Annotated in this window: 26 protein-coding genes and 2 tRNA genes; 11 read left to right on the top strand and 17 right to left on the bottom strand. The window is 70.1% G+C overall.

Translation table 11 applies throughout. The annotated features are described in order from the left end of the window. Positions 1-7: 7 nt before the first annotated feature. Positions 8-616, bottom strand: a complete 609-nt coding sequence (locus ACTWQO_RS07340) for a TetR/AcrR family transcriptional regulator (protein ID WP_443236397.1) — start codon at positions 614-616, stop codon at positions 8-10. Between the two features lie 187 nt (positions 617-803). On the opposite strand from ACTWQO_RS07340, the gene hisN reads away from it, so the two are divergent. Continuing rightward, positions 804-1,604, top strand: coding sequence for a histidinol-phosphatase (gene hisN, locus ACTWQO_RS07345; RefSeq protein WP_443236398.1), 801 nt, complete (start codon positions 804-806; stop codon positions 1,602-1,604). 128 nt (positions 1,605-1,732) lie between these two features. Continuing rightward, entirely contained in the window at positions 1,733-2,125 is a 393-nt protein-coding gene (locus ACTWQO_RS07350) for a CBS domain-containing protein (RefSeq protein WP_210572943.1), read from the top strand. A gap of 76 nt (positions 2,126-2,201) precedes the next feature. Here the strand turns inward: ACTWQO_RS07350 and ACTWQO_RS07355 are convergent, their stop codons facing one another. Next, on the bottom strand, positions 2,202-3,671 hold the full coding sequence (locus ACTWQO_RS07355; RefSeq protein WP_443236456.1) for a catalase: 1,470 nt from the start codon (positions 3,669-3,671) through the stop codon (positions 2,202-2,204). A gap of 131 nt (positions 3,672-3,802) precedes the next feature. On the opposite strand from ACTWQO_RS07355, the gene ACTWQO_RS07360 reads away from it, so the two are divergent. The 4 genes from ACTWQO_RS07360 (at position 3,803) to ACTWQO_RS07375 (ending at position 7,156) form a co-directional block, all read left to right on the top strand. Continuing rightward, positions 3,803-4,219: a Fur family transcriptional regulator gene (locus ACTWQO_RS07360; protein WP_443236399.1), complete on the top strand. Its 417-nt coding sequence runs from the start codon at positions 3,803-3,805 to the stop codon at positions 4,217-4,219. A 167-nt stretch (positions 4,220-4,386) separates the two neighbouring features. Continuing rightward, a complete protein-coding gene (locus tag ACTWQO_RS07365; protein ID WP_328357271.1) occupies positions 4,387-5,154 on the top strand; it encodes an ABC transporter ATP-binding protein in 768 nt (255 codons plus the stop codon). After that, a complete protein-coding gene (locus ACTWQO_RS07370) occupies positions 5,151-6,011 on the top strand; it encodes an ABC transporter permease (protein WP_443236400.1) in 861 nt (286 codons plus the stop codon). The genes ACTWQO_RS07365 and ACTWQO_RS07370 overlap by 4 nt, the downstream gene beginning before the upstream one ends. 2 nt (positions 6,012-6,013) lie before the next feature. Then, entirely contained in the window at positions 6,014-7,156 is a 1,143-nt protein-coding gene (locus ACTWQO_RS07375; RefSeq protein ID WP_443236457.1) for an ABC transporter substrate-binding protein, read from the top strand. Positions 7,157-7,207: 51 nt separating this feature from the next. Here ACTWQO_RS07375 and ACTWQO_RS07380 read toward each other — a convergent pair. From ACTWQO_RS07380 to ACTWQO_RS07395, 4 genes are all read right to left on the bottom strand, one after another. Then, positions 7,208-7,281: transfer RNA gene (locus ACTWQO_RS07380), tRNA-Met, on the bottom strand. Positions 7,282-7,506: 225 nt separating this feature from the next. Beyond that, positions 7,507-9,432: a sel1 repeat family protein gene (locus tag ACTWQO_RS07385; protein ID WP_443236401.1), complete on the bottom strand. Its 1,926-nt coding sequence runs from the start codon at positions 9,430-9,432 to the stop codon at positions 7,507-7,509. Between the two features lie 208 nt (positions 9,433-9,640). After that, a tRNA-Met gene (locus tag ACTWQO_RS07390) sits at positions 9,641-9,714 on the bottom strand. Between the two features lie 41 nt (positions 9,715-9,755). Continuing rightward, complete coding sequence (locus ACTWQO_RS07395; RefSeq protein ID WP_443236458.1) at positions 9,756-12,713, bottom strand: UPF0182 family membrane protein; 2,958 nt, start codon at positions 12,711-12,713, stop codon at positions 9,756-9,758. Between the two features lie 164 nt (positions 12,714-12,877). On the opposite strand from ACTWQO_RS07395, the gene ACTWQO_RS07400 reads away from it, so the two are divergent. Next, positions 12,878-13,423: a PPA1309 family protein gene (locus ACTWQO_RS07400; RefSeq protein WP_443236402.1), complete on the top strand. Its 546-nt coding sequence runs from the start codon at positions 12,878-12,880 to the stop codon at positions 13,421-13,423. Between the two features lie 9 nt (positions 13,424-13,432). Here the strand turns inward: ACTWQO_RS07400 and ACTWQO_RS07405 are convergent, their stop codons facing one another. The 4 genes from ACTWQO_RS07405 to ACTWQO_RS07420 all read right to left on the bottom strand — a co-directional run bounded on the left by ACTWQO_RS07405 (position 13,433) and on the right by ACTWQO_RS07420 (position 16,571). After that, positions 13,433-14,527: a YlbL family protein gene (locus ACTWQO_RS07405; protein WP_443236403.1), complete on the bottom strand. Its 1,095-nt coding sequence runs from the start codon at positions 14,525-14,527 to the stop codon at positions 13,433-13,435. 68 nt (positions 14,528-14,595) lie between these two features. Next, positions 14,596-14,760 (bottom strand): hypothetical protein, encoded by a 165-nt coding sequence (locus tag ACTWQO_RS07410; RefSeq protein ID WP_443236404.1) that lies wholly within the window; start codon positions 14,758-14,760, stop codon positions 14,596-14,598. A 119-nt stretch (positions 14,761-14,879) separates the two neighbouring features. Continuing rightward, positions 14,880-15,341 carry a molybdenum cofactor biosynthesis protein MoaE gene (locus ACTWQO_RS07415; RefSeq protein ID WP_443236405.1) on the bottom strand — a complete coding sequence of 154 codons (462 nt, stop codon included), beginning with the start codon at positions 15,339-15,341 and terminating at the stop codon, positions 14,880-14,882. A gap of 111 nt (positions 15,342-15,452) precedes the next feature. Beyond that, positions 15,453-16,571 carry an SDR family oxidoreductase gene (locus tag ACTWQO_RS07420; RefSeq protein ID WP_443236406.1) on the bottom strand — a complete coding sequence of 373 codons (1,119 nt, stop codon included), beginning with the start codon at positions 16,569-16,571 and terminating at the stop codon, positions 15,453-15,455. Between the two features lie 191 nt (positions 16,572-16,762). Between ACTWQO_RS07420 and ACTWQO_RS07425 the strand changes: the two genes are divergently transcribed. Both ACTWQO_RS07425 and ACTWQO_RS07430 read left to right on the top strand, forming a co-directional pair. Further along, positions 16,763-18,181: a zinc-dependent metalloprotease gene (locus ACTWQO_RS07425; RefSeq protein WP_443236407.1), complete on the top strand. Its 1,419-nt coding sequence runs from the start codon at positions 16,763-16,765 to the stop codon at positions 18,179-18,181. After that, positions 18,178-18,699: an NUDIX hydrolase gene (locus ACTWQO_RS07430; RefSeq protein ID WP_443236408.1), complete on the top strand. Its 522-nt coding sequence runs from the start codon at positions 18,178-18,180 to the stop codon at positions 18,697-18,699. Before ACTWQO_RS07425 ends, ACTWQO_RS07430 begins: the two co-directional genes overlap by 4 nt. Before the next feature lie 51 nt (positions 18,700-18,750). Here ACTWQO_RS07430 and ACTWQO_RS07435 read toward each other — a convergent pair whose 3' ends face one another. From ACTWQO_RS07435 to ACTWQO_RS07450, 4 genes are all read right to left on the bottom strand, one after another. Beyond that, positions 18,751-19,506, bottom strand: a complete 756-nt coding sequence (locus ACTWQO_RS07435) for an AIM24 family protein (RefSeq protein ID WP_328438651.1) — start codon at positions 19,504-19,506, stop codon at positions 18,751-18,753. A gap of 14 nt (positions 19,507-19,520) precedes the next feature. Continuing rightward, positions 19,521-20,201, bottom strand: coding sequence for an AIM24 family protein (locus tag ACTWQO_RS07440; protein WP_443236409.1), 681 nt, complete (start codon positions 20,199-20,201; stop codon positions 19,521-19,523). A gap of 13 nt (positions 20,202-20,214) precedes the next feature. Next, complete coding sequence (locus ACTWQO_RS07445; RefSeq protein WP_443236410.1) at positions 20,215-21,945, bottom strand: TerD family protein; 1,731 nt, start codon at positions 21,943-21,945, stop codon at positions 20,215-20,217. Positions 21,946-22,083: 138 nt separating this feature from the next. Further along, the gene (locus ACTWQO_RS07450; RefSeq protein WP_443236411.1) at positions 22,084-22,680 is read right to left on the bottom strand and encodes a M48 metallopeptidase family protein; all 597 of its coding nucleotides are present in this window, start codon (positions 22,678-22,680) and stop codon (positions 22,084-22,086) included. A 239-nt stretch (positions 22,681-22,919) separates the two neighbouring features. On the opposite strand from ACTWQO_RS07450, the gene ACTWQO_RS07455 reads away from it, so the two are divergent. After that, entirely contained in the window at positions 22,920-24,134 is a 1,215-nt protein-coding gene (locus ACTWQO_RS07455; RefSeq protein ID WP_443236412.1) for a ThiF family adenylyltransferase, read from the top strand. Then, positions 24,127-25,497: an ABC1 kinase family protein gene (locus ACTWQO_RS07460; protein WP_443236413.1), complete on the top strand. Its 1,371-nt coding sequence runs from the start codon at positions 24,127-24,129 to the stop codon at positions 25,495-25,497. Before ACTWQO_RS07455 ends, ACTWQO_RS07460 begins: the two co-directional genes overlap by 8 nt. A gap of 27 nt (positions 25,498-25,524) precedes the next feature. Here ACTWQO_RS07460 and ACTWQO_RS07465 read toward each other — a convergent pair whose 3' ends face one another. The 3 genes from ACTWQO_RS07465 to ACTWQO_RS07475 form a co-directional block, all read right to left on the bottom strand. Then, positions 25,525-25,734 (bottom strand): hypothetical protein, encoded by a 210-nt coding sequence (locus ACTWQO_RS07465; protein ID WP_443236414.1) that lies wholly within the window; start codon positions 25,732-25,734, stop codon positions 25,525-25,527. Between the two features lie 136 nt (positions 25,735-25,870). Then, positions 25,871-26,194 carry a hypothetical protein gene (locus tag ACTWQO_RS07470; protein ID WP_443236415.1) on the bottom strand — a complete coding sequence of 108 codons (324 nt, stop codon included), beginning with the start codon at positions 26,192-26,194 and terminating at the stop codon, positions 25,871-25,873. After that, entirely contained in the window at positions 26,191-26,559 is a 369-nt protein-coding gene (locus ACTWQO_RS07475) for a WhiB family transcriptional regulator (protein WP_188183286.1), read from the bottom strand. The genes ACTWQO_RS07470 and ACTWQO_RS07475 overlap by 4 nt, the downstream gene beginning before the upstream one ends. Between the last annotated feature and the right edge of the window lie 75 nt (positions 26,560-26,634).

The raw sequence follows: 26,634 nt of genomic DNA on the forward strand, positions 1-26,634 counted from the left end.
CGCCGGTTCACACCAACTGCCGGTGCAGCGCGCCCCGTACGAGATCCGCGACGCCTCCCTCGCCGGGCGGGGCCGCCACGCAGGACAGCGCCAGCCGGACGACCAGTTCGCAGGAGCGGGCCAGCTCGGCGGCTTCCGACTTGTGGGTGCCGGGTCCGGCCAGCACCGCCACGGCACGGTCACGGACCAGGGCCACGAAGTCGCCGGGTGAGGGCAGCGGCCCGTCCGCCCGGCGCTGCGCCGGCACCGCCGAGGTGGACGGCACGGCCGAGAGCGTCGGCGAGGGCAGCCGCTCGCTCCAGCAGCCGGTGAGCATGGCCCGTACCAGCGCGTTCTCCCGGGCCGCCGACGCGGTCCACTCGGCGGTGGCGGTGAGCCGCTCGCGGGCGTCGTGGTTGGTGGCGAGGGCCCGCTCGACGCCGGCGAGATAGGCGTCGGCCTCTCTGCGGACTAGGGCCCTGGCCAGCCCTTCCTTGCTCCCGAACTCGTTGTACAGCGTCTGCCGGGACACCCCGGCCGCCGCGGCCACATCCACCATCCGCACCGCGGCCCACGGCCGCCGCGCCAGCGCCGTGTAAGCGGCGTCCAGTAGGGATTCCCGCGCTGCAGGCATCATCGCCTCCCGAGCCCGACCGACTCTGCGCCCAGATTTGACGCGCACGGGGGCACTGTCAAGGGTTCGCGAGGGCACAAGGGGGCGCGCGACGTCCGTCGTAGGCCATCCGGGCGATCGGATCCCGTGCACACTGTTCCCCCACATCCCGCTGTAGCCCGGCCGCGACCGCGAAAGATACGGTTCACGCATGGCCGACTACCTCGACGACCTCCGCTTCGCCCACGTCCTCGCGGACGCCGCCGACGCGACGACCATGGCCCGCTTCAAGGCCCTCGACCTGAAGGTGGAGACGAAGCCGGACATGACTCCGGTGAGCGAGGCGGACAAGGCCACCGAGGAACTCATCCGCGGCCAGCTGCAGCGCGCCCGCCCCCGGGACGCGGTCCTCGGCGAGGAGTACGGCATCGAGGGCACCGGCCCCCGGCGCTGGGTCGTCGACCCGATCGACGGCACCAAGAACTACGTACGCGGCGTGCCCGTCTGGGCCACGCTCATCTCCCTGACAGAGGCGAGCGAGGGCGGGTACGAGCCCGTCGTCGGCCTTGTCTCCGCCCCCGCGCTCGGCCGCCGCTGGTGGGCCGCGAAGGGGCACGGCGCGTTCACCGGCCGCAGCCTCTCCTCGGCCTCCCGGCTGCGCGTCTCCCGCGTCTCGAAGCTGTCCGACGCCTCCTTCGCGTACTCCTCGCTCACCGGCTGGGAGGACCAGGGCCGCCTGGGCGGCTTCCTGGACCTGACCCGCGAGGTGTGGCGCACGCGCGCGTACGGCGACTTCTGGCCCTACATGCTGGTCGCCGAGGGCGCGGTCGACATCTGCGCCGAGCCCGAGCTGTCCCTGTGGGACATGGCCGCGAACGCGATCATCGTGACTGAGGCGGGCGGCTCCTTCACCGGCCTCGACGGCCGCCCGGGCCCGCACAGCGGAAACGCGGCCGCGTCGAACGGTCTGCTGCACGACGAGTTCCTGGGGTATCTCAACCAGCGCTACTGAGCTCCACGCGCCCCCTTGTTGACCGTCTCTTTGCCTGTCACCCTGAAAGCCCCGCCCCTTGTGAATTTGTGAAACGATGAACAAGCGGATGAACAAGCGGCGGAGACCCTCAGGAGGTGGCTGCATCCATGCTCGTCCGCGACGCCATGAGCACCGTGGTCCTCACCATCGGCCCCACCCACACCCTTCGCCAGGCCGCCGCGCTGATGTCCACCCGCCGGGTGGGCGCGGCCGTCGTCCTCGACCCCGACGCCGGCGGTATCGGCATCCTCACCGAACGCGACATCCTGATCTCCGTCGGTCTCGGCGAGGACCCGGACACGGAGTACGCCCACGCGCACACCACCACCGACGTCGTGTTCGCGGCTCCGTCCTGGACCTTGGAGGAGGCCGCTCACGCCATGGCACACGGCGGCTTCCGCCACCTGATCGTGCTCGACCACGACGAACCCGTCGGCATCGTCTCGGTCCGCGACATCATCCGCTGCTGGGCTCCCCTGCGGCAGCAGGTACCGGCCTGAGCCCACGCGAACGGGCCGGACCCCCTCGCAGGGAATCCGGCCCGCTTCGGCAAGCGATCCAGTGCTGGTGGGTGTGTCAGCCGCGCAGGGCCTGGACCGCGGCCTCCAGCCGCTTGCCGAAGTCACCGTCCGCCTGACGGAAGTTGTCGATCGCGCGCTCGGCGATGTCGTCGCGCGAGACCTTGGCGACGAAGCCCGCCAGGTTGCCGATCAGACGCTCCTTCTCGTCCTCGGACATCAGCCGGTAGAGGTTGCCCGCCTGCACGAAGTCGTCGTCCTCGGCGTGCACCGCGGCCGGGTGGTTGCCCGTACCGCCGTTCACCGCGGTGGCGGACCACAGCGGGCGGTCCGTCTGGAAGGGGCCACCGAAGCTGTTCGGCTCGTAGTTCTTCGCACCGCCGTGCCGGCCGTCGTACAGGAAACCGTCACGGGAGTTGGTGCGCGCCTCGGTGGCGTGCGGGCGGTTCACCGGCAGGTGGTCGGCGTTGATGCCGACGCGGTAGCGGTGGGCGTCGCCATAGGCGAACAGCCGCCCCTGGAGCATCTTGTCCGGCGACGGACCGATGCCCGGCACGAAGTGCGCGGGGCTGAAGATGGACTGCTCGACCTCGGCGAAGATGTTCTCCGGGTTGCGGTTGAGCTCCAGCTTGCCGATCTCGATCGGCGGGTAGTCCGCGTGCGGCCACACCTTGGTGAGGTCGAACGGGTTGAAGCGGTACGTCGCCGCGTCCGCCGCCGGCATGATCTGCACCTGCACGGTCCAGGTCGGGAACTCGCCCCGCTCGATGGCCTCGCGCAGGTCCCGCTGGTGGCTGTCCGGGTCCTCACCGGCGAGCTTGTTGGCCTCGGCCTGCGTGAGGTTCTTGATCCCCTGGTCGGCCTTGAAGTGGTACTTGACCCAGAAGACCTCGCCCGCCTCGTTGTTCCACTGGAACGTGTGCGAGCCGTAGCCGTTCATGTGGCGGTACGACGCCGGGATGCCGCGGTCGCCGAAGAGCCAGGTCACCTGGTGGGTCGACTCGGGGCTGAGACCCCAGAAGTCCCAGACGTTGTCCGCCTCCTGGGAGCCCGTGTACGGGTCGCGCTTCTGGGTGTGGATGAAGTCGGGGAACTTGATGGCGTCCTTGATGAAGAACACCGGGGTGTTGTTGCCGACGAGGTCGTAATTGCCCTCCTCGGTATAGAACTTCAGCGCCCAGCCGCGAGGGTCGCGCACCGCGTCGGCCGCACCGAGGTTGCCCGCGACCGTGGAGAAGCGCAGGAAGGTCTCGGTCTGCTTGCCGGTCTCCGAGAGGAACTTGGCGCGGGTGTACCGCGTCACGTCGGCGGTCACGGTGAAGGTGCCGTAGGCCCCCGCGCCGCGGGCGTGCACCACGCGCTCCGGGATGCGCTCCCGGTTGAAGTGAGCCAGCTTCTCCAGCAGCAGCTGGTCCTGGACGAGTACCGGGCCGCCGACGCCCGCGGTCTCGCTGTTCTGGTTGTCGGCGACCGGGGCACCGGCCTCTGTGGTGAGCGGTCCCTGCGTCACGTGCGCCTCCTGCGTCAGTTCTGCCCCGAGCTGCTCCTCTGCCCTGAGCCGCTTCCGAATCGATCCTACATTAGACTTAATCTAAATCAAGCTGACCTCCAAAGTCACACCCATTCGGATTCTGGTCCCTTGCTGTTAAGCTGGTGCGCATGAGCGACCTTCTGGAACGACTGCGCGGCCGTGGATGGCGGATGACCGCGCAGCGGCGCGTCGTGGCCGAGGTCCTCGACGGCGAACACGTCCACCTGACGGCCGACGAGGTCCACGCGCGGGCTGTGGCCAAGCTGCCCGAGATCTCCCGGGCCACCGTCTACAACACGCTGGGCGAGCTGGTGACCCTCGGCGAGGTGCTCGAGGTCGCCACCGACAAGCGCGCCAAGCGGTACGACCCGAACGCCCATCAGCCGCACCACCACCTGGTCTGCGCCCGGTGCGGCGCCATCCGGGACGTCCACCCCACCGGCAACCCGCTGGCCGACCTCCCCGACACGGAGCGCTTCGGCTTCACGGTCTCGGACGTCGAGGTGACCTACCGCGGGATGTGCCCGAACTGCGCCACGGCGTAATACGTACGGCTGCGAGCCCCGGCACTGATCCAGTGCCGGGGCTTTCTGCTGCCTACAACCTTCTCCTGCGTACAACCTTCTCCCGTCCATGACCTTCCGGTATCTGACGGGTCGTCATATCGTCGGCGGCACCCACCAGTCCGTTCCGCACTCCGCGAGGAGACACCGTGGGAGAGCCGTATCCGAAACTCAGCGCCAGTGATCTGACCCGAACCTTCGGCCGGGGCCCCGGGGCCGTACACGCCCTCGGCCCCCTCGATCTGGCCGTCGCCCCCGGCGAGTTCGTCTGCCTCGTCGGCCCCTCGGGCTGCGGCAAGTCCACGCTGCTGCGTATCGCCGCGGGCCTGCTCCGCCCGAGCACGGGCCGCCTGGAGATCCGTACCTCCAGCCCCCGCCCGGCCGCCATGATCTTCCAGGACTACGGCATCTACGACTGGAAGACCGTCCGCGCCAACGTCCGCTTCGGCCTGGACATCCAGCGCGTCCCACGCCGGGAGGCGAACGCGCGCGCCGATGCCTGGCTGACCCGCATGGGCCTGGCCGACTTCGCCGACGCCTACCCGGCCACGCTCTCGGGAGGTATGCGCCAGCGCGTGGCGATCGCCCGGGCGCTCGCGGTGGAACCCGAACTCCTGCTCATGGACGAGCCGTTCGCCGCCCTCGACGCCCAGCTCCGCATGATCCTCCAGGACGAACTCCTGGGCATCACCCAGTCGCTGAGGACGACGACCCTCTTCATCACCCACAGCCTGGAGGAGGCGATCGTCCTCGGCGACCGCGTCCTGGTGATGTCGGCCCGCCCGGGCCGGCTCATCGCCGAACGACACCCCCCGTTCCCGCGCCCACGCACCGGCGACATCCGCTCCACCCCCGAATTCACGACCCTCAAGACCGAGCTGTGGGACCTGCTGCGCAAGGAGGCGGTGCCGGCATGACGACGATCGCTCCCGACCGCGCATCGGTCCTGGTCCGCGCTCCGGGCCCGCACGAACTCCATCCCGTACGCACCCACCGCCGCCGACGCGCCCTGGAACTGTCCCTGGCGGTCGCCGTCCCCCTCCTGCTGATCCTCCTCTGGCAACTCGCCGCCACCCAGGCCTGGATCGACGACCGCGTCTACCCGGCCCCGTCCACGATCCTCGCCGACGGCTGGGACCGGGCCGCGGCCGGCGACCTCTGGCCGGACGTGTGGGCGACCCTGAAACGCGTCCTCGCGGGCTACGCCGTCGGCACGGCGGCCGGCTACGCCCTGGGCCTGCTGATGGGCTCCCTGTCGCTCGTACGGGCGGCGCTGGAACCGCTTCTGGACGCCCTGTACGTCGTACCGAAACTGGCCCTGCTGCCCATCTTCCTGAACATGTTCGGCCTGGGCGAGGGCCCGCAGGTGGCCCTGGTGGCGGCGACGGTCTTCTTCTTCGTCTGGATCTCGACGATGTCCGCCGTCATGTCGATCCCCTCCGGCCACCGCGACGCGGGCCAGGTCTTCGGCGCCTCGCCCTGGCAGATGTTCCGGCACGTCCTGCTGCCCGCCTCACTCCCCGCGGTCCTGGTCGGCGCCCGGATCGCGGCGGGCGTGGCGGTCCTCGTCATCGTCGCCTCGGAACAGATCGCCGCGACGAACGGCCTCGGCCACCTCATCTTCGACTCCCGCGCGCTCTTCCAGAACGACGTCATGTTCGTCGGCATCGTCTGCGTGGCCGTCCTGGGCGTGCTCTTCTCCGAACTGGTGCGTGTCATCGGCCGGTTGCTCACACCGTGGGCACCACGCGACAGGGGACGGGGCCAGTCATGAGGATGCGTTTGTTTCGTTCGTACGGTGTCGCAGTCGTCGTCGCCGGGCTGTTGGCGTCGGCAGGCTGCTCGGCGTCGCCGTCGTCCCGCTCGGAGCCTCAGGCGGACGCGGCTTCGCGCACGATCCGCCCGGTGCGGGGCTGCGGGGAGACGTCGTGGACGGACCCTGCCGACATGTCCCCGAAGCGACAACCGGCGCGCTGTGAGCCGGGAGCGCCTGCCCCGCAGCGGCTGCCCGAGACACGGAAACTGACGATCGCGACGGGGACGCTGAGCGCGGAGTATGTGGCGCCGCTGCAAGTCGCCCTCGACAAGGGCGAGTTCAAGCGGGAGGGCCTCGACGTCACCCTGAAGGTGCTGCCCACGCCGGACGCGCTGCCGTTGCTGGCCAAGGGCGAGATCGACGCGCTCTGGGCGGCGCCGGAAGCGGCGGTGATGAACGGGCTGCGGGGCGGCTTCGACATCAAGTGGGTCGCCGGGAACTTCTCACCCGACCCCACGTCGAAGAGCGGCCTGTGGGTCCGCCTCAAGGAGGGCGAGAGCGCGGACCGGGTGGCCATGGCCGGCCGCAAGCTGGGCACGATGATCGGCAAGGGCTCCGTGATCGCGTACCCGATGGAACAGGCCCTGGAGCAGCACGGCGGCGGCCTCGACAAGATCCAGTACCAGCAGCTCGGCTCCGCCGACGTCCTCACCGCCCTCCAGAACGGCGGCGTCGACTCCGCCTGGCTCCTCGACCCGGTCTGGCGCAAGGTCGACGGCACACCCGGATACGCCTTCCTCGGCGGCCAGCCCCCCGGCGAGCCCCTGGGCGGCCTGCTGTACGGCCCGAGCCTCCTGAACGACGACGTGGACGCGGGCGTGGCCCTCATCCGGGCGTACATCCGCACGGTGAACTCGTACTTCGCGTCCGACTACAAGAAGAATGCGAGCTTCGTCACATACTTGGCGAATCTCCTGAAGGCCGACAAGGAGATCCTCCAGTCGACCCCGTCCCTCCGCATGGACTGGGAGATCCGCGCGGGCACGACGGACCGCCTCCAGTCGGCGTACGCCGCCCAGGGCGTGGCGGAAGGCGACCCCCTACCGGAATCACAGACGGTGAACCGAACCCTCTACGAGGAGGCAGTGGGCCACCGCCCCTGACACACACCTAGGGCCCGGATCCCCTAAAGGATCCGGGCCCTAGGCCTTCAGTAGCGGGGACAGGATTTGAACCTGCGACCTCTGGGTTATGAGCCCAGCGAGCTACCGAGCTGCTCCACCCCGCGTCGATGAATGGAACATTACGTCAAGGACGCGGACAGAGGCAAATCACTTAACCGCGGCTGCTGAGCTGCGGGCAGCCGTCCCGCCCAGCTGCGGGCAGTCGTGCCGCCTGGGGCGGCACGGGTGGGCGCAGGCGGCACCCCGTCAGCGCCGGGCTGCGCGACCCACCTCCGCCCAGCCTCCACGCCGGTCAACCGGCAAGCCGCGGCTGCAGCACAGGCGCAGCGTCACGCCGACAGTTCCTCCCGCAGAGCGTCCCGCAACCGCCCCGCCCGCTCCGAAACCTCCGCCGGCCCCAGCGTCACCGCACGATCAGCCCACCGCTGCCCCTCAGCCAGCTCCCCACGACGCGCGTAGACCAGGGCAAGCCGCAACGCCGCCCGCCCATGCCCCGCGTCAGCAGCCCGCGTCCACCACACGGCAGCCTCCGGCTCACTCCCCTCCCGAACCAACAGCAGCCCAAGATTGAACGCCCCGTTCCGGGACCCGGCCTCCGCAGCCTCCCGATACCACCGAGCCGCCTCCACGACATCGCCCCGCGCAGCGGCCAGCATCCCGACCCGCACCTGCGCCCGCCGATGCCCTTGCGACGCCGCCCGCTCGTACCACTCCTCGCACTCGCTCCGCTCCCGCACCGGCTCCCCGAGCTCATGCGCCGGCTCAGGCGGCCGCCGCGCATCCAGCACGGTCGCCAGCCGATACGCGGCCTCGGTACTCCCGCCCCCGGCCGCACACCGCAGATGCCTCTCGGCCGCCCGCTCATCGCCCTCACGCAACCGCGCGATCCCGACCTGAAGCGCCGCCTCCGTATGCCCGGCGGCGGCGGCACGCTCGTAGCACCGCAGCGCGACCTCGTCCTCACCCCGCCCGGCGTACAGAATCCCGAGGTTGAACGCGGCATCCACGCTCCCGGCCTCCGCGGCCTTGGAGAACCACGGCTCGGCACCACCCGTGTCGCCGCCCTGGAGCAGCAGGATCGCCAGCGCGTTCGCCGCCTCCCGGTGCCCGGCGTACGCCGCACGCCGGTACCACTGCTCGGCCTGCGCGGTCCGCCCCTGCTCGGCGCAGAGCAGCCCGAGGTTGTAGGCGCCGTTGACGTCACCGGCGTCCATCGCGGCCCGGTACCACCGCTCGGCGGTCTGGGTCTCCCCGCGCTCGGCATGCAGCGCGCCCAGCGCGTTCGCCGCGTTGCCGTCGCCGTCCTGGGCGGCCCGCAGCCACCACACGGCGGCGCTCTCGGAGTCGCCCGCGTCGCGCAGCAGGAACCCGAGCGCGCAGGCGGCCCGCGCCTCACCGTCCTTGGCGGACGTCAGATACCAGCGCCCTGCCTCCTTCAACTGCCCACGCTTCTCCAGGATCGCCCCGAGGTGCAGCGCGGCCCGCCGGTGCCCGCGCGCGGCGGCCTGCCGGTACCACTGCTCGGCCTCGCCCACGAGCGAAGCACCGGCACCGTCGTCGGTCCCGGTCTCGCCCTCCTGCGCGGCCTTGCGGTCGATCGCCCGCGCCAGCCGGTACGCCGCCTCCCGGTGCCCCCGCTCCGCCGCGGCCCGCATCCACGCGCCGGCCCCGTCGTCGCCCCGGTGCTCCAGCAGATCGGCGAGCGCGTACGCGCCGAGGGCGTGCCCCTGCTCGGCGGACTGACGCAGCCAGTACTCGGCGGCGGGCTCGTCGCCGCGCTCCCGGTGGTGACGGCCCAGCGCATGCGCGGCGGCGGCGGAACCGGCGACGGCGGCGATGCGCCACCAGCCGGCGGCCTCGTCGGCGTACCCGCGCTGGTGCAGAAGGACGCCCAGGTTGTTGGCGGCGGCCCGGTCACCGGCCGCGGTGGCGGCGCGCAGATGGGGTTCGGCCCCGTCGAGATCGCCGCGGCGCAGCAGCAGGGCCCCGAGGACACTCATCGCCTCGACGTCACCGGTTTCGGCGGCGAGCCGCTGCCGGGCCTCCTCGGCGGCATCACCGGTTTCGTCCCGGTCCGCGGACTGGACGAATTCGTTCACGCGACGCTCAAGATCGGTCACAGATGAGGCCATGGGTGAGGCACTGGGTGACGGGAATTCGGGCACGGACATATCACCCGTCGACTGCGAAACGTCGGCAGGCTCCCCAAACCGCCCTGTCTCCAACAGAGTCGCCTTGTCCCCCATAACGTCCATCGTCGCACCACCTGCAACCTGGGTACACCTGGTATACCGCAGCCAGTGAGGTCACTTCAGCGTTTTGTCGACATGCCCACAGAACGACAAGTCAAACACACCTCGCTCAACTCCCCACGGCGGCACGGCCATCCCGCAGGTCGGCACATGCGTTCGCACACATACCGAAGGCCCGGATCCTTTTCAGAATCCGGGCCTTCGTGATCAGTAGCGGGGACAGGATTTGAACCTGCGACCTCTGGGTTATGAGCCCAGCGAGCTACCGAGCTGCTCCACCCCGCGCCGTTGTTCGGCAACCGTATCACGGCGCGGGACGGTCTCGATCAACTGCTGTCCGGGCTCCTGCTGGGACTGGGACTGCCGCTCGGAGTGGCGCTGGGACTGGGACTGGAGCCGCCGCTGCCGCCACCGGTGTTGCCGGCCTTCGACTGCGCGTCCTCGGCCCGCTGGAGCGCCTCTTGGAGGTCGTCCTGCGCCCGCCCGTACGCCTCCCAGTCACCCTTCTTCAGGGCTTCCTGCCCGGCGTCGAAGGCCTCCTGGGCGTCGTTCAGCGCCTCTTGGACCGTCGGGTTGGTGGACGTCGGCGGCGGAGTCGTATCGCCGTCGTCCGGTGGTGGTGGCGGCTCGGTCGTCGCACCCTCCGCTCCGAAGACCTTGTTGAGGGCCTCGTCGAGGGTGTCCTCGAAGGCGGTGTTGCCGCCGTAGGTCACCAACACCTTGCGCAGCAGCGGGTACTTCAGTCCGCCACCGCGGACGTAGACGGGTTCGACGTACAGCAGTCCCCCGTCCAGTGGCACCGTCAGCAGGTTGCCGTACTCGACTTCGGAGTCGCCGCCCTGCAGCAGCCTGATCTGCTCAGCGATGTCCTGTTCGGAGTTGAACTGGCTCTGGACCTGTTTGGGTCCGTTGACGGTCGTACTCGTCGGCAGTTTCAGGACTCTGATCTTGCCGTAGTCACTGGTGCCTGCCTCGGCGTCGACCGACATGAACGCGCTGAGGTTGTCCCGCCCGTTGGGCGTGAACGTCGTCGTCAGCGAGAACGCCTGCGCCTGCTGATCGGGCATCTTCAGGCTCTGGTAGTACGGCGGCACCGCGTTGCCCGACTTGTTGGTCGGGTCGTCCGGCACCTGCCACACCTCGCTGCCGCTGAGGAACGTGTCCGCGTCCTCCACGTGGTAGCGGGTCAGCAGCTCACGCTGGACCTTGAACAGGTCCTGCGGGTACCGGAGATGGGCCATCAGGTCCTTGGAGATGTCGCTCTTGGACTCCACCGTGCCCGGGAACGCCTTCATCCAGGTCTTCAGGACCGGGTCCTCGGTGTCCCACTGATAGAGCTTGACCTCGCCGGTGTACGCGTCGACGGTCGCCTTCACCGAGTTGCGGATGTAGTTGACCTGGTTCTGCTGGGCCACCACCGCGCGCGAGTTGTTGGTCGCGGTCAGGGAGTCGGCCGTCGAGGAACCGAGGGTCGTACGGGACGCGTACGGATAGCCGTTCGTCGTCGTGTACGCGTCGACGATCCACTGGATCTTGCCGTTCACCACCGCCGGATAGGCGTCGCCGTCGATGGTCAGCCAGGGGGCCACCGCCTCGACGCGCTCCTTGGGCGTGCGGTTGTACAGGATCCGCGAACCCTCGCCGATCGCACCGGAGTAGAGGATCTGCGGCTCGCTGAACGCCACCGCGTACGCCGCCCGGTTGACCGGGTTGGCGAGGTTGACGCCGCTCTTGGCCTCGTAGCTGTACGTCTTCTCGCCGCTGTCGTCGGAGTAGTCGATCTCCTTCTGGGGACCGCCGACGATCGAGTACTCGCTGGTCTTCTCGCCGTAGTAGACGCGCTGCTGATACGTCCCCAGCTCTCCCTTGGAGGGCAGGTCGGACTCCGTGAACACCGGGCGGCCCTCGGCGTCGACCTGAGTGCCCTTGGCGGCGACCACGCCGTACCCGTGGGTGTAGCGGAAGTGGTCGTTGATCCAGTTGTTCTTCGGAATGCCGTTGAGGTTCAGCTCACGCAGACCGATGACCGTGTCCTGGTCCTTGCCCTTCTCGCTGTAGCGGTCGACGTCCAGGTTGGTCGGGAACGAGTAGTAGTTCCTGATCTGTTGGAGCTGCTGGAACGTGGGCGAGACGATGTTCGGGTCCATGATGCGGACGCTCGCCGTGGCGTCGACGTCGTCCCGCAGCGTGGTCTTGTCCTCGGTCTTGCTCACACCGCTGTAGTCGGTGACCTTGGCGTCGTCGATGCCGTACGCCTGGCGCGTCGCCTCGAGGTTCTTGGTGACGTACGGCGCTTCCTTGGCCTGCTCGTTGGGCTGGACCTGGAACTTCTGGACGATCGCCGGGTACAGACCGCCGATGAGGATCGCCGACAGCACCATCAGGCCGAAGCCGATCAGCGGCAGCTGCCACGTGCGCCGCCACAGCGTGGCGAAGAACAGCAGCGCGCAGATGACGGCGATGCAGAACAGGATCGTCTTGGCGGGCAGATAGGCGTTCGCGTCGACGTACCTGAGGCCGGTCCAGTTGTCGGTCGCCTTGAAGTCACTGGACTTCACCGCGAGACCGTACCGGTCGAGCCAGTACGCGACCGCCTTCAGGGCGACGAACGTGCCGATGAGCACCGACAGATGGCTGGTGGCCGCAGCGGTGGCGCGCGCACCCGGGCTGGTGATGCGCAGCCCGCCGTACAGGTAGTGCGTGAGCGCCGCGGCGATCAGGGAGAGGATCGCGGTGGCGAAGCCGAAGCCGAGCAGGAAGCGGTACCACGGCAGGTCGAAGGCGTAGAAGGCGACGTCGAGGTGGAACTGCGGGTCCTTCTGGTTGAAGGGCACGCCGTTGACCCACATCAGCCAGGTCCGCCACTGGCCTGACGCCGAGGCGCCCGCGATCAGGCCGATCAGAGAAGTGATGCCGAGCAGCAGCCACTTCTTGTACGGCGCGATGCCCATGCGGTAGCGGTCGAGGTTCTGCTGCTCCATCGACATGGCGCTCAGCGGCGGGCGCAGCCGGTGGGCCAGCCAGATGTTGAAGCCGACCGCGAGGGCCATCAGCAGACCGAAGACGAAGAACAGCCCGATCTTGGTCCACAGCGTGGTCGTGAACACGGACGAGTAGTTCACCGACCGGTACCAGAGCCAGTCGGTCCAGAAACCCGCGAACATGGTGAACGCCATGCCGAGTACGGCAAGGACGCCCAGCGTCATGAGCAGGGTCCGGACCCGCCGGGACGGGCGGCCCACTCTGATCCGTGGCCCCGTCGGGCCTCCGCCGCGGTCCGGCATCTGGAAAGCCAAGGTGTGCACCTCGAAGTTCGCTGTTGGTCTGTCGGGCCCCCGTGTTCGCGGGCCATCCGAAGGGCCCCGTGATCGTAGGCCCTCACCTATGCAACTTACTCACGCTTTACTCGGTTCCCGATTCCGGTAGGGAACGAGGCAGGATTGTGACCATGTCCAACACTCCCATGGCAGCGAGCCCCCTGACCCGGGCCGTACTCGAGATCGACGAGTACGTCTCCGGCCTCGGCTGGGACCAGCCCGCGCGCCTCTTCGCCCTCGTAGACACCGCCCGGTTGCGGGCCGAGCAGCCCTCGCTCGCGGACCGGCTCGGCCTGGGGGACGAGCAGGAGACCACCTCCGGTCTCACCCCGATCGAGCAGGACGAACTTCCAACGGGCAAGCCGCTCGACGAGTTCCTCGGCACCATCGCCTGGCCCGACGCGGTGGTCGGCTGCGCGCTCAGCGTGGAACGCCTGATGCTGCCGCCGTCCGCCGAAGCGTCCGTTCCGGAGGGCATGAGCGAGAAGCAGCTCGCCCAGTGGGTCGCCGACCACCCGAAGCGCCAGGAGGTCCGTATGACGGTCGCGGTCCTGCGCGGCGGCGACCGTGAATCGGCCCTGAGGCTGCGTGAGAAGGACACGCCGACGGAGGTCCTCACCGGTTCCGATCTGGTGCCGGGGCTGGCTCAGGCGCTGGCGGCGACGTTCGAGGAGTAGCTCGGCCGGCTACTTCGTCGTGCACTTCGGCAGGTCGGCGGTGTCGCCGCTGCGGATGTCCTTGAGGGCGCCGAGGGCATCGTCGATGGTCTTCACCTTGACCAGGGTGAGGCCGTCGGGGGTGTCGCCGGCGGCGGCCGCGCAGTTGTCGGCGGGCGTCAGGAAGTACTGGGCCCCCTTCTCGCGCGCGCCGACCGTCTTCATCTCGATGCCGCCGATCGGGCCGACCTTGCCGGCGTCGTCGATGGTGCCCGTCCCGGCGACGAACGACCCGCCGGTGAGGCTGCCCGGCGTGAGCTTGTCGTAGATGCCGAGCGCGAACATCAGACCGGCGCTCGGCCCGCCGACGTCGGCGAGCTTGATGTCGATGGTGAACGGGAACGTGTGGTCCGTCCCGGCGGAAATGCCGACGATGGCGCGCTCCTCGCCGGTGTCGTCGGACTTCGTGGTCCGTATGGTGACCTTCTCCGTCTTGGTGGCCGCCCGCTGTTCCTTCTCGGCGGCGGCCTGTTCCTCGGCGGGCACGATGGTGAAGGCCACGTCCTCACCGGGCTTGTGCTTGGTCACCAGTTCGGCGACGTCCTCGGGCTTCTTCACGGTCGTCCCGTCGACGGCCTTGATCACATCGCCGGCGTGCAGCCTGCCCTCGGCCGGGGAGTCCTTGAGGACGGTCGAGACGATCACCCAGGACTTCACCGGGACGTCCAGCGCCTTCAGGGCGGCGACCTTGGCGCTCTCCTGGGACTGGCTGAACTCCTCGGCGTTCTCCTGGGTGGACTGCTCCTCGGTCTTGCCGTCCGGGTAGATCGTGTCGTGCGGCACGACCTTGTTGTCGTGCGCGAGCCAGCCGTAGACCGCCTCGACGAGGTTCATCCGGTAGTCGGCGCTGGTGACCCGCACCGTGGTCATGTTGAGATGCCCGCTCGTCTCGTACGTCTTCCGCCCGGAGATCTGCAGCACCGGCTCGCCGTCGTGGTCCCCGAGCGTGTTCACCGTCGGTCCCGGCGACATTTCCGAATACGGCACGGTGATGAAGACTCCGGCGCACAGGAGCGCTATCAGCATCAGGGTGGAGGCGAGCATCGTCGCAGTGCGGCGTGGCATGGAACGACAGTACGGGACGCTGCTGTCAGCGGACCGTCAGGGCCGTCCGTCCGGGCGGCCGGCCCCTGTCACGTATGGGTGCGGGGCTTCTCCATGGCCTCGCGGAAGCGTGCGTACCCGTCGAGCTCGGGACCGTCACCCCGCGCCTTCCGGGTCCGGTTGGCCCAACTGCCCCACAGACCGGCACCGATCGCAGCCACAAGCGGAATCAGCAACCAGGCGAGTGCCGCCATGCCGTCCTCCCATCCCCATGAGCGACCGCAACTGACTGATCAGCAGATTAACCAGCTGCACGGACAACGCTCACGCCGGGGGTCGGGTTACGCAACCGGAAGGGTGGCCCGGTGTTCGGTCAGCAGGCGCCGACCCACTCCTCGGTGCCGTCCGAGAACTTCTGGTGCTTCCAGATCGGCACTTCGTGCTTGAGGTCGTCGATGAGCTTCCGGCAGGCCTCGAAGGCCTCACCGCGATGCGGGCACGACACGGCGACGACAACGGCGAGGTCCCCCACCTTGAGGTCCCCGACCCGGTGCACCGCCGCGAGCGCGCGCACCGGGAACTCGGCGACGACCTTCTCGGCGATCCGCCGCATCTCGGCCTCGGCACTGGGATGGCACGAGTACCCGAGCTCATCGACATCGGCACCCCCGTCGTGATTCCGCACGGTCCCGACGAACAGCGCGGTCCCGCCGGCGGCGTCGTCCCCGACGGCCTTGAAGACCTCGTCGAGGGAGAGGGCCGTCTCCCGGATGGCGATCAGCTGGATGGGATCGTGCGCGGCCTGCTCACCGGGGTGATCGTTCGTGGATGCCATGTCTCCATCGTGCCCCACGCCACTGACAACCCGGAATAGAACTTTCACCAGGCACGCGCGCGTGGAGCTTCGGAGCCTCCTACAGGCACCCGGGTCCGGGCACTCGTACCGTCAGACCCGACGCCGGGCCTTCCGGGCCCGCCGCACCACGGCCGCCGCACCCAGCAGCGCCACCGTCGCACCTGCGGCGCCCGCCGCCGTCGCGTCCTTCCGACCCAGCCGCCGCCCGGCGACCGTGTGCCGGCCGGAGACCTCCTCCAGCAGCTCAGCAAGGACCTCCTCATTGGTCCACTGCGGCCGCCACCCGGCGTCATGCAGCCGGCTCCCGCTCACCACCCACGGATACATCGTGTAGGCCAGATCCCCCGCCGGAGACGGCGTGAGGCCGATCCGGTGCAGCCGAGCCGCCGCGCCCAGCGCGACCGCGGACGGCAGCTCCATCCGCCGGATCCCGCTCAGCTCCTCGACCTCCTCCTGCTCCAGCCACCCGTCACACCCGACGGCCAGCTCCCCGTCGACCTTCTCCAGGACGGCGTACTCCAGAGCACTGCACAGATCCTCGACATGACAGAACTGCCAGGCGGGCCGGGACCCGGCCACGACAAGCAGCCGAGGCGACTCGAAGTACCTGGTCAGCGCGGTGTCGATGCCCCCGACCAGCACCGAGGGCCGGACCACGGTGACATTGAGCCCCGGATGCGCCCGCGGGGCCCGTCGCGCGAGCCGCTCGATCTCCAGCAGATCCCCGACCCCGGTGGCCTCGGCCGTGGCCCGCAGCTCCGCGTCCTCGGACAACGGCAGCTCGTTGTCCGGCAGCGCCCCGTAGACCATCGCCGACGTACACACGACCACCCGGTGCACCCCGGCCGCCGCCGCGGCGGTCAGCACGGTCTGTGTCCCCCGGACGTTGTAGGCCGTTCGGGCCGCGGCGTCGGTCTCCAGATCCAGGTCGAGCGCCAGATGCACCACCACGTCCACGCCCCGCAGCTTGTCCGCGATCGCCGGATCCCGCACGTCGAGGATGTGCCACTGGGCACCGGCGCACTCGCCGCGCCGCTCGTCGATCGCGATGACCTGCTTGATCTCCTCGGAGGCGGCGAGCCGCTCGGTGAGCAGCGCACCGATACCGGACGCGGCACCGGTGACCGCGACGACGGGCCCGCGCAGAGCGGACGCAGGCGTGGTTGAGTGGTTTCGCGCTGCGCGAACCTGTGGATCTGGGGAACTCACCGGGCGTCTCCAGCGGTTGTCTTCAGTACGAACGCGAGCGACGCGTGCGTACCAGGTGCATCCATCCTGCCGCAGGCCATGAGTCGGCGGAGCACCGAGGCCCGAACGGCCCCGGGTGTCTACGCTGGGTGGTGTTATCGGGCAGTCGTGCCGCCGGAGCCAACCGGTGGCCTTAACAGCCGAGGAATCCCGTGAGTGACACCCCATTCGGATTCGGCCTTCCGCCGGAGGAGCCGGACGACGGCGACGAGGGCAAGAAGAAGGACCAGCAGAGCGGTGGTGGTCAGGGCCCGGCCAACCCGTTCGGTTTCGGCGGGCTGCCCGGAGCTTCAGGCCCCGGTGCGGACAATCCGTTCGCGGCCATGTTCGGCTCGCTGAACCCCACCGACCTGGGCGCCGCGTTCCAGCAGCTCGGCCAGATGCTCTCGTACGAGGGCGGGCCGGTGAACTGGGACATGGCCAAGCAGATCGCCCGCCAGACGGTCTCCCAGGGCACGTCGGACGGCGTCAAGGACGCGAGCGTCGGCCCCGCCGACCGCACCGCCGTCCAGGAGGCCGTCCGCCTGGCCGACCTGTGGCTCGACGACGCGACCTCGCTGCCGTCCGGCGCGGGCACCGCCGTGGCGTGGAGCCGCGCGGAGTGGGTCGAGGCGACCCTGCCCGCGTGGAAGGAGCTGGTCGACCCGGTCGCCGAGCGCGTCGGCGCGGCCATGGGCGACGTCCTGCCGGAGGAGATGCAGGCCATGGCCGGCCCGCTGATCGGCATGATGCGCTCCATGGGCGGCGCCATGTTCGGCACGCAGATCGGGCAGGCCGTCGGCGTGCTCGCCGGCGAGGTCGTCGGCTCGACCGACATCGGCCTGCCGCTCGGCCCGGCCGGCAAGGCCGCGCTGCTGCCGGTGAACATGGAGGGGCTGGGCAAGGACCTCGGTGTGCCGAAGGAGGAGGTGCGGCTGTATCTCGCCCTGCGCGAGGCCGCCCACCAGCGCCTCTTCGCCCATGTGCCATGGCTGCGCTCGCACCTGTTCGGCGCAGTCGACGGGTACGCGCGCGGGATCAAGGTCGACACCGCCAAACTGGAGGACGTGGTCGGCCAGTTCGACCCGCAGAACCCCGAGCAGTTGCAGGACGCCCTCCAGCAGGGCATGTTCCAGCCGGAGGACACGCCCGAGCAGAAGGCGGCCCTGGCCCGTCTGGAGACGGCTCTGGCGCTCGTCGAGGGCTGGGTCGACGCGGTGGTGCACGCCGCCGCGAAACCCCGCCTGTCGTCCGCCGACGCGCTGCGTGAGACCCTGCGCCGCCGTCGTGCCACGGGCGGCCCCGCCGAGCAGACCTTCGCCACCCTGATCGGCCTCGAGCTGCGCCCCCGGCGCCTGCGCGACGCCTCCCGCCTGTGGGCCTCCCTCACGGACGCACGCGGTGTCGACGGCCGGGACGCCCTGTGGGCCCACCCGGACATGCTGCCTACGGCCACCGACCTGGACGACCCCGACGGCTTCGTGCACCGCGAGCAGCTCGACTTCTCCGAGCTGGACAAGATGCTCGGCGAGGCCGCGGACAAGCCCGACCTCAAGAAGCGGGACAAGAGCGAGGACGACGACACCGAGTGAGCCTGTACGACGACGCGGTCCTCGTGCTGAAGGGGTACGAGGGCCAGGAAGAGCTGCGCCAGGCGTACCTGGACCATCTCGCGGCACACCCGGACGGCATGTGGAAGGCCTGCGAGGACGGGCACATCACGGCGAGCGCCATGGTGATCGACCCGTCGCGCGAGCAGGTGCTGCTGACGCTCCACAAGAAGATGCGCATGTGGCTGCAGATGGGCGGCCACTGCGAACCGCAGGACACCTCTCTGCAGGCCGCCGCGCTGCGCGAGGCGACCGAGGAGTCCGGTGTCGCGGGGCTGACGCTGCTGCCGGGCGGCCCGGTGCGCCTGGACCGTCATCCGATCCCGCCGCCGTGCCACTGCCACTTCGACGTCCAGTACGCGGCCCTGGCACCGCCGGACGCGGTGCACACGATCAGCGACGAGTCCCTCGACCTGCGCTGGTTCGCCTACGACGAGGTGGCGACCGTAGCGGACGAGTCGGTCGTACGACTGCTGGAAGCGACGCGCGCCAGGCTGTGAACGTGTAAGGGGCGACCGCCCTGGCGGTCACCCCTTACCTGTCACGTAGGGTCAGCTCCAGGCGTTGCCCTGGTTCTGGCCCCGCGCCCCCTGCTGCCCCATGCCGAACTGCGCGGCGGCGCCCGAGCCGATCTGGGCGTTCTGCGGCGGCAGCAGCTCGCTGGGCTGGACGAGGGCATAGCCGCTGCCCATGAAGCTGAGCTCCCAGCCCTCACCCGTGTTGCCGCGGCGCCGCCAGATCCCGGAGGAGTGCGTCTGGGCCTGCATCTGCACGCGCAGGGAGGTCGACCAGGCGACGATGGCGTCGGCGTCGCAGTTGACGTACTTGTCGGGTGTCACCTGCATCATCAGCGGGGCGCCCGAGGTCATCAGCGCGACCTTGCCGCGGCCGGTGATGTTGAGCTGGTACTTCCCGGAGCCGGAGATGCCGTAGAGGCTGTCGACGGCGATGACCTCGTGGTGCAGCGAGGAGTCCATGGCGAGGACGTAGCTGCTGTCGACGGTCAGCCCGTCGTGGTCCACCTCCATCACATGGACGTGCTGCGCGAGGTTGGCGAGATAGACCGTGCCCTGCCCGTGGCAGCGCATCAGGTCCAGGCCCTCGCCCGTGCGGGCACGCGCGCGTCCCTGATTGCGGCTCTGGTACTCGGCGTCGAACTCGATCAGGCCCTGGTAGGCGACCATCGTGCCCTTGCGGGCGAGGAGGTCCTCGTGACCATCCACGGCGACCCGGAGCATCTGCTTGTTCTGCAGGCTCCAACGCTCCTGGGTCTGCTGGTCGTTGTAGGCGAAAAGCGGACTCTGCATGGTGGTGCTCCCCCTCAGCCCCGGACCCGGATACGGTCGGTGCTGTCCTCGCTGGGCTGGACGACGACGATGCCCTGGCCGGAGAAGGCCATCTGGAAGGCCTCACCGCTGCCCCGGCCGATGAGTGACTGCGCCTTGAAGCTGCGCTTGCCCTTCACCTTGAGGTTCGGGGACCAGGCGACGAGCGCGTCCGGGTCGACGTACGTCTCGTCCTCGCCACCGCCGCAGTCGACGACGATCGGCTTGCCCCGGGAGGTCAGCGCGACCCAGCCCTGCCCGGAGATCTTGGTGTTCCACAGGCCCTGCCCGGCGAACTTCGCCAGTCCCTTGACCCGCTCGACGCCCCAGGTGAGGTGGGCGTCGAAGGCGAGCAGGTTGGTGGCGTTGACGGAGATCCCGTCGCCGTTGAGGTTGATCACGACGACGTTGGCGCCGTAGTCGGCGAGGTAGAGCAGGCCGTCGCCGGAGCACTTCATCAGGGGCGCGCCCTCGCCGGTGGCCCAGTCACGGGCGATCTGGCGGACGGCGGGCGGGTTGGGCTCGTACTGGACGAACCCTTCGTAGGCGACCATCGACCCCACGCGCGCGAGGAGGTCGTTTCCGGTCTGCATGGCGACCTTCAGCATGTGGTTGCCGTGGTTCTCCATGCGGGCCGTGACGGGTGCGGGGGCGTAGCCCGCGAGCGGCTGGTTCATGACGGGCTCTCCCTCAGATCTCGTACGGCTGGACGACGATGAAGTTGCCGGGCGCGCCGCGGAACTGGAGGTTGACGCTCTCCCCGGTGTCGCCGGGGTAGGCGTTGCGGCGCATGCGGACCTGGCTGGAGACGACCACCTGGGCGGCGGCCGACCAGGCGACCACGGCGTTGCAGTCCGCGAACGTCGTGGGCGTGACCGGCAGCACCACGGGCGTGCCGTGCGTCTTCACGACGATCGTGCCGGTCCCGGTGAACTGCATCGTGAACAGCGCGCCTCCGGGGATGCCGTGTCCCTCGATGCGTCGGACCTCGTGCTGGAGGCTCTCGTCGAAGGCGAGGACGTTCTCTGCGGAGACACAGATGCCGTCGCCCTGGAGCTCGATGGGGTGCAGCATCGTGGAGTTCTCGGCGAGGAACACCTGGCCCTGGCCGGTACAGCGCATCAGCTGCATCTCCTGGCCGGTCGCGTTGCCCGCGATCCGGCCGGCGAAGCCCGCGCTCTTGTAGCTGAAGTCGACCTTGCCCTGGTAGAGCACCATGCTGCCCTGCCGGGCCAGCACGGGCTGCCCGCCGACGCCGAGGTCGACGCGGACCATCTTCTTGTTCTGCTGCGTCCAGCGCTGTCCGGTGGGCGTCTCCTTGAACTTCTGGAGCGCGGCGGCCACACCGGGAGCCTGCGGGGTTCCCTGAGGGGCGCCGTACGGGGCTGCCTGCTGGCCCGGGGCCTGCCCGAACTGCGGCTGCTGTCCATAGCCCGGGGGCGGGGTCGGCTGACCGTAGCCGGGCGGCGGCGTGGGTGACTGCGGTGCCTGGGGGGCCTGCGGTGCCTGGGGCTGGGCGTAGCCGGGCGGCAGCGGGGCGGTCTGGCCGGGGGCCTGGCCGTACGGCGGCTGCTGCTGGCCGGGTGGCTGGCCGTAGGGCGCCGGTGCGGGGGCCGGGGGCGGCACCTGGGCGCCGCCCGGCGGTGTCATCGGGGCGACGATGGTGGGCGCGGCGTGCACGGAGGGTGCGGGCGCCGGGGCCGGGGGCTGAGGTGCTGCCGGCCCAGTGGCCGCGGGCGGGGGTGCGAAGCCCTGCGCGGCGGGCTGGGGCGCCGGGGCGTGTTGCGGGGTGGACGGGGCGCCGAAGGCAGGCGGCGCGGCGGCCTGCGCGGGCGGCGCGAAACCGGGAGTCGCGCCGGCCTGGGCCTGCGGCTGCGGCTCGGGCGTCTCCTCTTCGACGACCTCGCCGCCGAAGTTCTTCAGCAGCGCGTCGAGACCGCCGTCGAAGCCCTGGCCGACCGCGGCGAACCGCCAAACGTCCTTCAGGTAGAAGTCGCCCAGCATCACGGCCCGTTCGGTGGAGAACTCCGAGCCGTTGAACGGGTAGCGGGCCACTTCCTCGCCACCGGCGACGATGCGGATGTATCCGGGAGCGATCTGCGACAGCTGACCGGCGCCGTCCAGCGTCGCCGTGAAGGACAGCTTCTGGATCTGCGGCGGGATCCTGTCGAGCGTGACCCGGAAGGACTCCGTGTCGCCGGCCTGCGCCCCCAGCAGTTGGATGGATTCCTCGGGGGACTTCGGCTGGTTGAAGAAGACGAAGTACCGGTCGTCCGAGAGCCGTTCGTCGGCGTCGAGGCCGAAGCAGCTGATGTCGAAGCTCAGCCCGGGGCCCGAGATCTGCACACCTACGTACAGATCCGTGCCCGCGGTGAGGTCACTGATCTTGGCCTTGTGGCCGCGTTGGAATTCCCTGGCCATGCGTAACGACCGTCCCCCATCCCGAATACGAGTGCGTCGCGTCAGGCTAACTGCAAACTCGGACACCGGACGAAGTCGGTACAGACCCGGTACACAATCACCCTTCGACGGCGCTTCGGATCCCGTCGGCAGGAGTGGTCACTCGGTGCGCGCGCCGGGCAGATGCGGCAGCCGGTCGGCGGCGACCACCCCTTCGAGATAGCCGCGGGCCCGCTCGGTCCGCGGGTACGCCTCCAGCAGGCGCCAGAACCGGGGCCCGTGTCCGGGGACCAGCAGATGCGCGAGTTCATGGAGCAGGACGTAGTCGACGACGTACTCGGGCATGCCCTGCAGCCGGTGCGAGAGCCGGATACTGCCCTCGGCCGGGGTGCACGAGCCCCAGCGTGTGTTCTGGTTGGTGACCCAGCGCACGGACGTGGGCCGGGCGCGACCGCCGAAGTACTGGTCCGAGAGCCGTTCCGCCCGCTCGGCGAGCTCGGCGTCGCCCAGCTGCCGCTTGCTCTCCTGGGCGGCGAGCTTGTCGAGCATGACGTTGACCCAGCGCTGCTCCTCCGCCTCGGACATCCGGGCGGGGATGAGCACGACGGTGCGATCGCCCTCGCGGTACGCGGAGACCGTCCTGCGTCTGCGGGCGCTCCGGCGCACCTCGATCGCGCTCGCCCCCGGGCCGCTCGGCGGCGGGCTCGTCGTACTGCGCTGTGGAGTTCCGGCGCGGTGCAGTGGGTCGGCGGACACGCCCCGACGTTACCCGCTGCACATGGGGGAAGTCCCGACTCCGGGACGGTTCGATTCCGATCCCCCACCGGGCGTCTGATTTGTACGAAGAATACCCACCGCCTGTGGACAACTTTCGGCGTCCGGCCGCGGGGGCGGGCATGCTGGCACTCGTCGGCGGAGCACTGACCACGCCTCTCCGACGAACGGGGACGTACGGGAACGTACGGGGATCTTTCACGGGGCTACGGGGGCCTGACATGCATCCGATGGTGAAGCCCGCGCTCAGGCGCGGCTGGCGCGACCTCAACACCGTGCAGTTCGGGATGACACCGGCGCACGCGATGACGCTGGGTCCGATGGACACGGCGACGGGAAGCTTTCTCGATCTGCTCAACGGCACGCGCGGACTCCCGCTGCTGCGCGAAGAGGGCCGACGCATGGATCTACCGGACGGTCATGTCGACGAGTTGGTGGAGCGGCTGGCGCGGTCCGGCCTCGTCGACGACGCGACAGGCGGCGGCCCTGCCGCCGAGGCGCTGCGCGAAAAGAAGGAGGTCCTCGACCGGCTGCGCCCCGACCTGGCCTCCCTGACCCTGACCACCTCCGCACCGGGCGACGCGATGCGGCAGCTGGCGGCCCGCCGCTCCCTGCGGGTCCAGGTGCGGGGCGCGGGCCGGGTGGGAGCGGTTCTCGCCTCCCTGCTGTCGGGGGCCGGCGTCGGCGAGGTGGACGTGCTCGACGGCGGCACCGTCGAGCCGTGGGACATCGCACCGGGTGGGCTGCCCGCCGAGTCGATCGGCGACCGCAGAGCCGAAGCGGCCCGCCGGGCCGTCCGCCGGGCGGCACCGGACCGCCCGCCACGCCGCGGCCCGCAGTCCCCGCTCGAGGACGGTGACCCGGGATTCTCCCTGGTCGTCCTCGCACCACGGGACGACGTCGGCGTGCACGCGCCCGTCCCCGCGACCGCCGAGTCACTGATCACCTCCGGTACGCCTCATCTGTACGCCGGTGTCGTGGAGGGAACCGGCGTGGTCGGCCCCCTCGTCCTGCCCGGGGAGACCAGCTGTGCGGGCTGTCTGCACGAGGGGCGCACGGACCGGGATCCGGCCTGGCCACGCCTGGTGGCCCAGTGGCGCTCGGGGAAACAACGGCAGGTGGGACCCTGTGATCTGGCGCTGGCCACCACGGCCGCCGGGCTCGCGGCCACGCATGCGCTCGCCTTCCTGGACGGCCATCTGCCGTCGACCGCCGGCGCCCGCTGGGAGGTGTCCCTGCCCGGCCTCCACTGGCATGCGCGGCCGATCTGGGCCCATCCCGCATGCCCCTGCGGCGCCGCGGAGAAAGCTAAGGGGGCACACTCCTCGGAGGACGAGGACTCACACGAGACAATGGCAGAGCAACAACCGTCGAAGGAGTTTCGCCGTACGACACACACGGCGCGGCTGGCTGGGACCTGGAGGGCGCATGTCTGATCTTCCCCGGAAGGCGGTCACCCGGACCGCCAAGCTCGCCGCGCTCCCGCTCGGCTTCGCCGGGCGGGCCACCTGGGGACTCGGCAAGCGGATCGTCGGCGAGTCCGCGGAGATCGTCGGCCGCGAACTGCAACAGCGCACCGCGGAGCAGCTGTTCAAGGTCCTCGGCGAGCTGAAAGGCGGGGCGATGAAGTTCGGGCAGGCCCTGTCCGTCTTCGAGTCCGCGCTGCCCGAGGAGGTCGCCGGTCCCTACCGGGCGGCGCTGACCAAGCTGCAGGACGCGGCCCCGCCGATGCCGACGCGCACCGTGCACGCCGTGCTCTCGGAGCGGCTCGGCGAGGACTGGCACGACCTGTTCCTCGAGTTCGAGGACAAGCCCTCCGCGGCAGCCTCGATCGGCCAGGTGCACCGGGGAGTGTGGCACGACGGCCGCGAGGTGGCGGTCAAGGTGCAGTACCCGGGCGCCGGCGAAGCCCTGCTGTCCGATCTGAACCAACTGAGCCGTTTCGCCCGCCTGTTGGGCCCGCTCATCCCGGGGATGGACATCAAGCCCCTCATCGCGGAGCTGCGCGACCGGGTCTCGGAGGAACTGGACTACGACCTGGAGGCCCAGGCTCAGCAGGCGCACGCCGAGGAGTTCACGGACGACCCGGACGTCGTGGTGCCCGAGGTGGTCCACCAGCGCGAGCAGGTTCTGATCACCGAGTGGATGGACGGCATCCCCATGTCCGAGATCATCTCGGACGGCACCCAGGACCAGCGCGACCGTGCCGGCCAGCTCCTGGCCCGCTTCCTCTTCTCCGGCCCGGCCAGGACCGGCCTCCTGCACGCCGACCCGCACCCGGGCAACTTCCGGCTCCTGCCCGGCGGTCCCGACGGCGAGGACGACTGGCGCCTGGGCGTGCTGGACTTCGGCACCGTCGACCGCCTCCCGGGCGGACTGCCGACCCCGATCGGCGACTCCCTGCGTATGACGCTCGACGGCGAGGCGGACGCCGTCTACGAACTGCTGTGCACGGAGGGCTTCGTCAAGGAATCGATAGACCTGGACCCCGACGCCGTCCTCGACTACCTTCTGCCGATCATCGAACCGGCCCTTGTGGACGAGTTCACCTTCACCCGCGGCTGGATGCGCAGCCAGGCGGCCCGAGTCGCCGACCCGCGCTCCCCCGCCTACCAGTTGGGCAAGCAGCTCAACCTGCCTCCGGCGTATCTGCTGATACACCGGGTGACCCTCAGCACGATCGGCGTGCTGTGTCAGCTGGGAGCGACGGTGCGACTGCGCGAGGAACTGGAGGAGTGGCTGCCGGGGTTCGTACCTGAGGAGATCCTGGACGAGGAGGATTCGGCGGCGGAGGCGTGAGCCGCGGCGCAGGCGTGAGCCGGGGGGTCACCACCAGGCCGAGTCCAGCCGCCCCTCGATGGCTCTGAGGTTCTCCCGGGAGCAGGTGTCGCAGAAGTAGTGGCGGGTGCCGTTCTCCACGGAGCAGGTCCAGGTGGGCTGGGGACCCGACGCACGGGTGCCGCAGCGGGCGCACACGAGGGGGGTCGGCTCCGTGCCGGCACCGCCGTTGTCACTGCCTCCGGGAAGACTCGTCACCCGGTGACGATATCGCCGTGGCCGGTGGATCGGCGGGCACAACGCACCGCGGGGGCCGGTCCGTTCGGACGGACCGGCCCCTGCGGGAAAGCTCTCGCCCCCTAGTTCGGGAGGCCACCGCTTCAGGTGTTCTCGATCACTGCATGACGGCCATGGCGAGCGCACGGCGGGCGCGCAGCGACGCGCGCTCCGCCCGGCGCTGCATCCGGCGAGCGGCCACCAGGCGCACGGCCTGGCGTTCCCGCTCGGCCTCGTGCAGGCGCTCGTGCATATGCGCACGAGCCATGGCTTCTGGGATGAGTTGCATCTCTCGGGTCCTGTTCTGACGCGAGTCGATCGCGCCGGTGGTGGTGACGTCTTCGATCGCGGAGCCGGCGGGCTCGTTGGTGGACGGCTTCATCGGGGCCTGCTTCTTGGGGTCGTGCGTGAGGGGGCGGTCGATCGTTCCTGCGGTGTTCATGCCGTGACCGGGTTCTTGCGCGGGCGGCCACGCGGCCGCTTCCGGGCGACGACGACACCCTGGACGAACAGCTCGCCACCCCAGACGCCCCAGGGCTCACGCCGCTCCTTGGCGCCGGCGAGGCAGGCCTCGATCAGCGGGCAGGTGCGGCAGAGGGACTTGGCGTACTCGACGTCCGCCGGCGACTCGGCGAAGAAGACCTCCGGGTCGTAGGAACGGCAGGGGACGGGCACGCCGAGGTTCTCGATGGCGTCGTCCAGCGCGGTGAGCGCGGTGAGCGGGGTCAAGGTGGAGTCCTCCGTGAGGCCGGGCTTGGGGATCGTGTCGGAAGGCGGTACGGACGGGGCGTGCGCTTCGAGTTGCACGGTTCGTCTTCCTCGTCTGGTCGGTCCGGCCCTGTTGGGCCGGTGGTCGGCTGGTACCGGGTTCTTTTCTTGTCC

This window comes from Streptomyces sp. 4N124 (assembly GCF_052245395.1).
Lineage (GTDB): Bacteria > Actinomycetota > Actinomycetes > Streptomycetales > Streptomycetaceae > Streptomyces.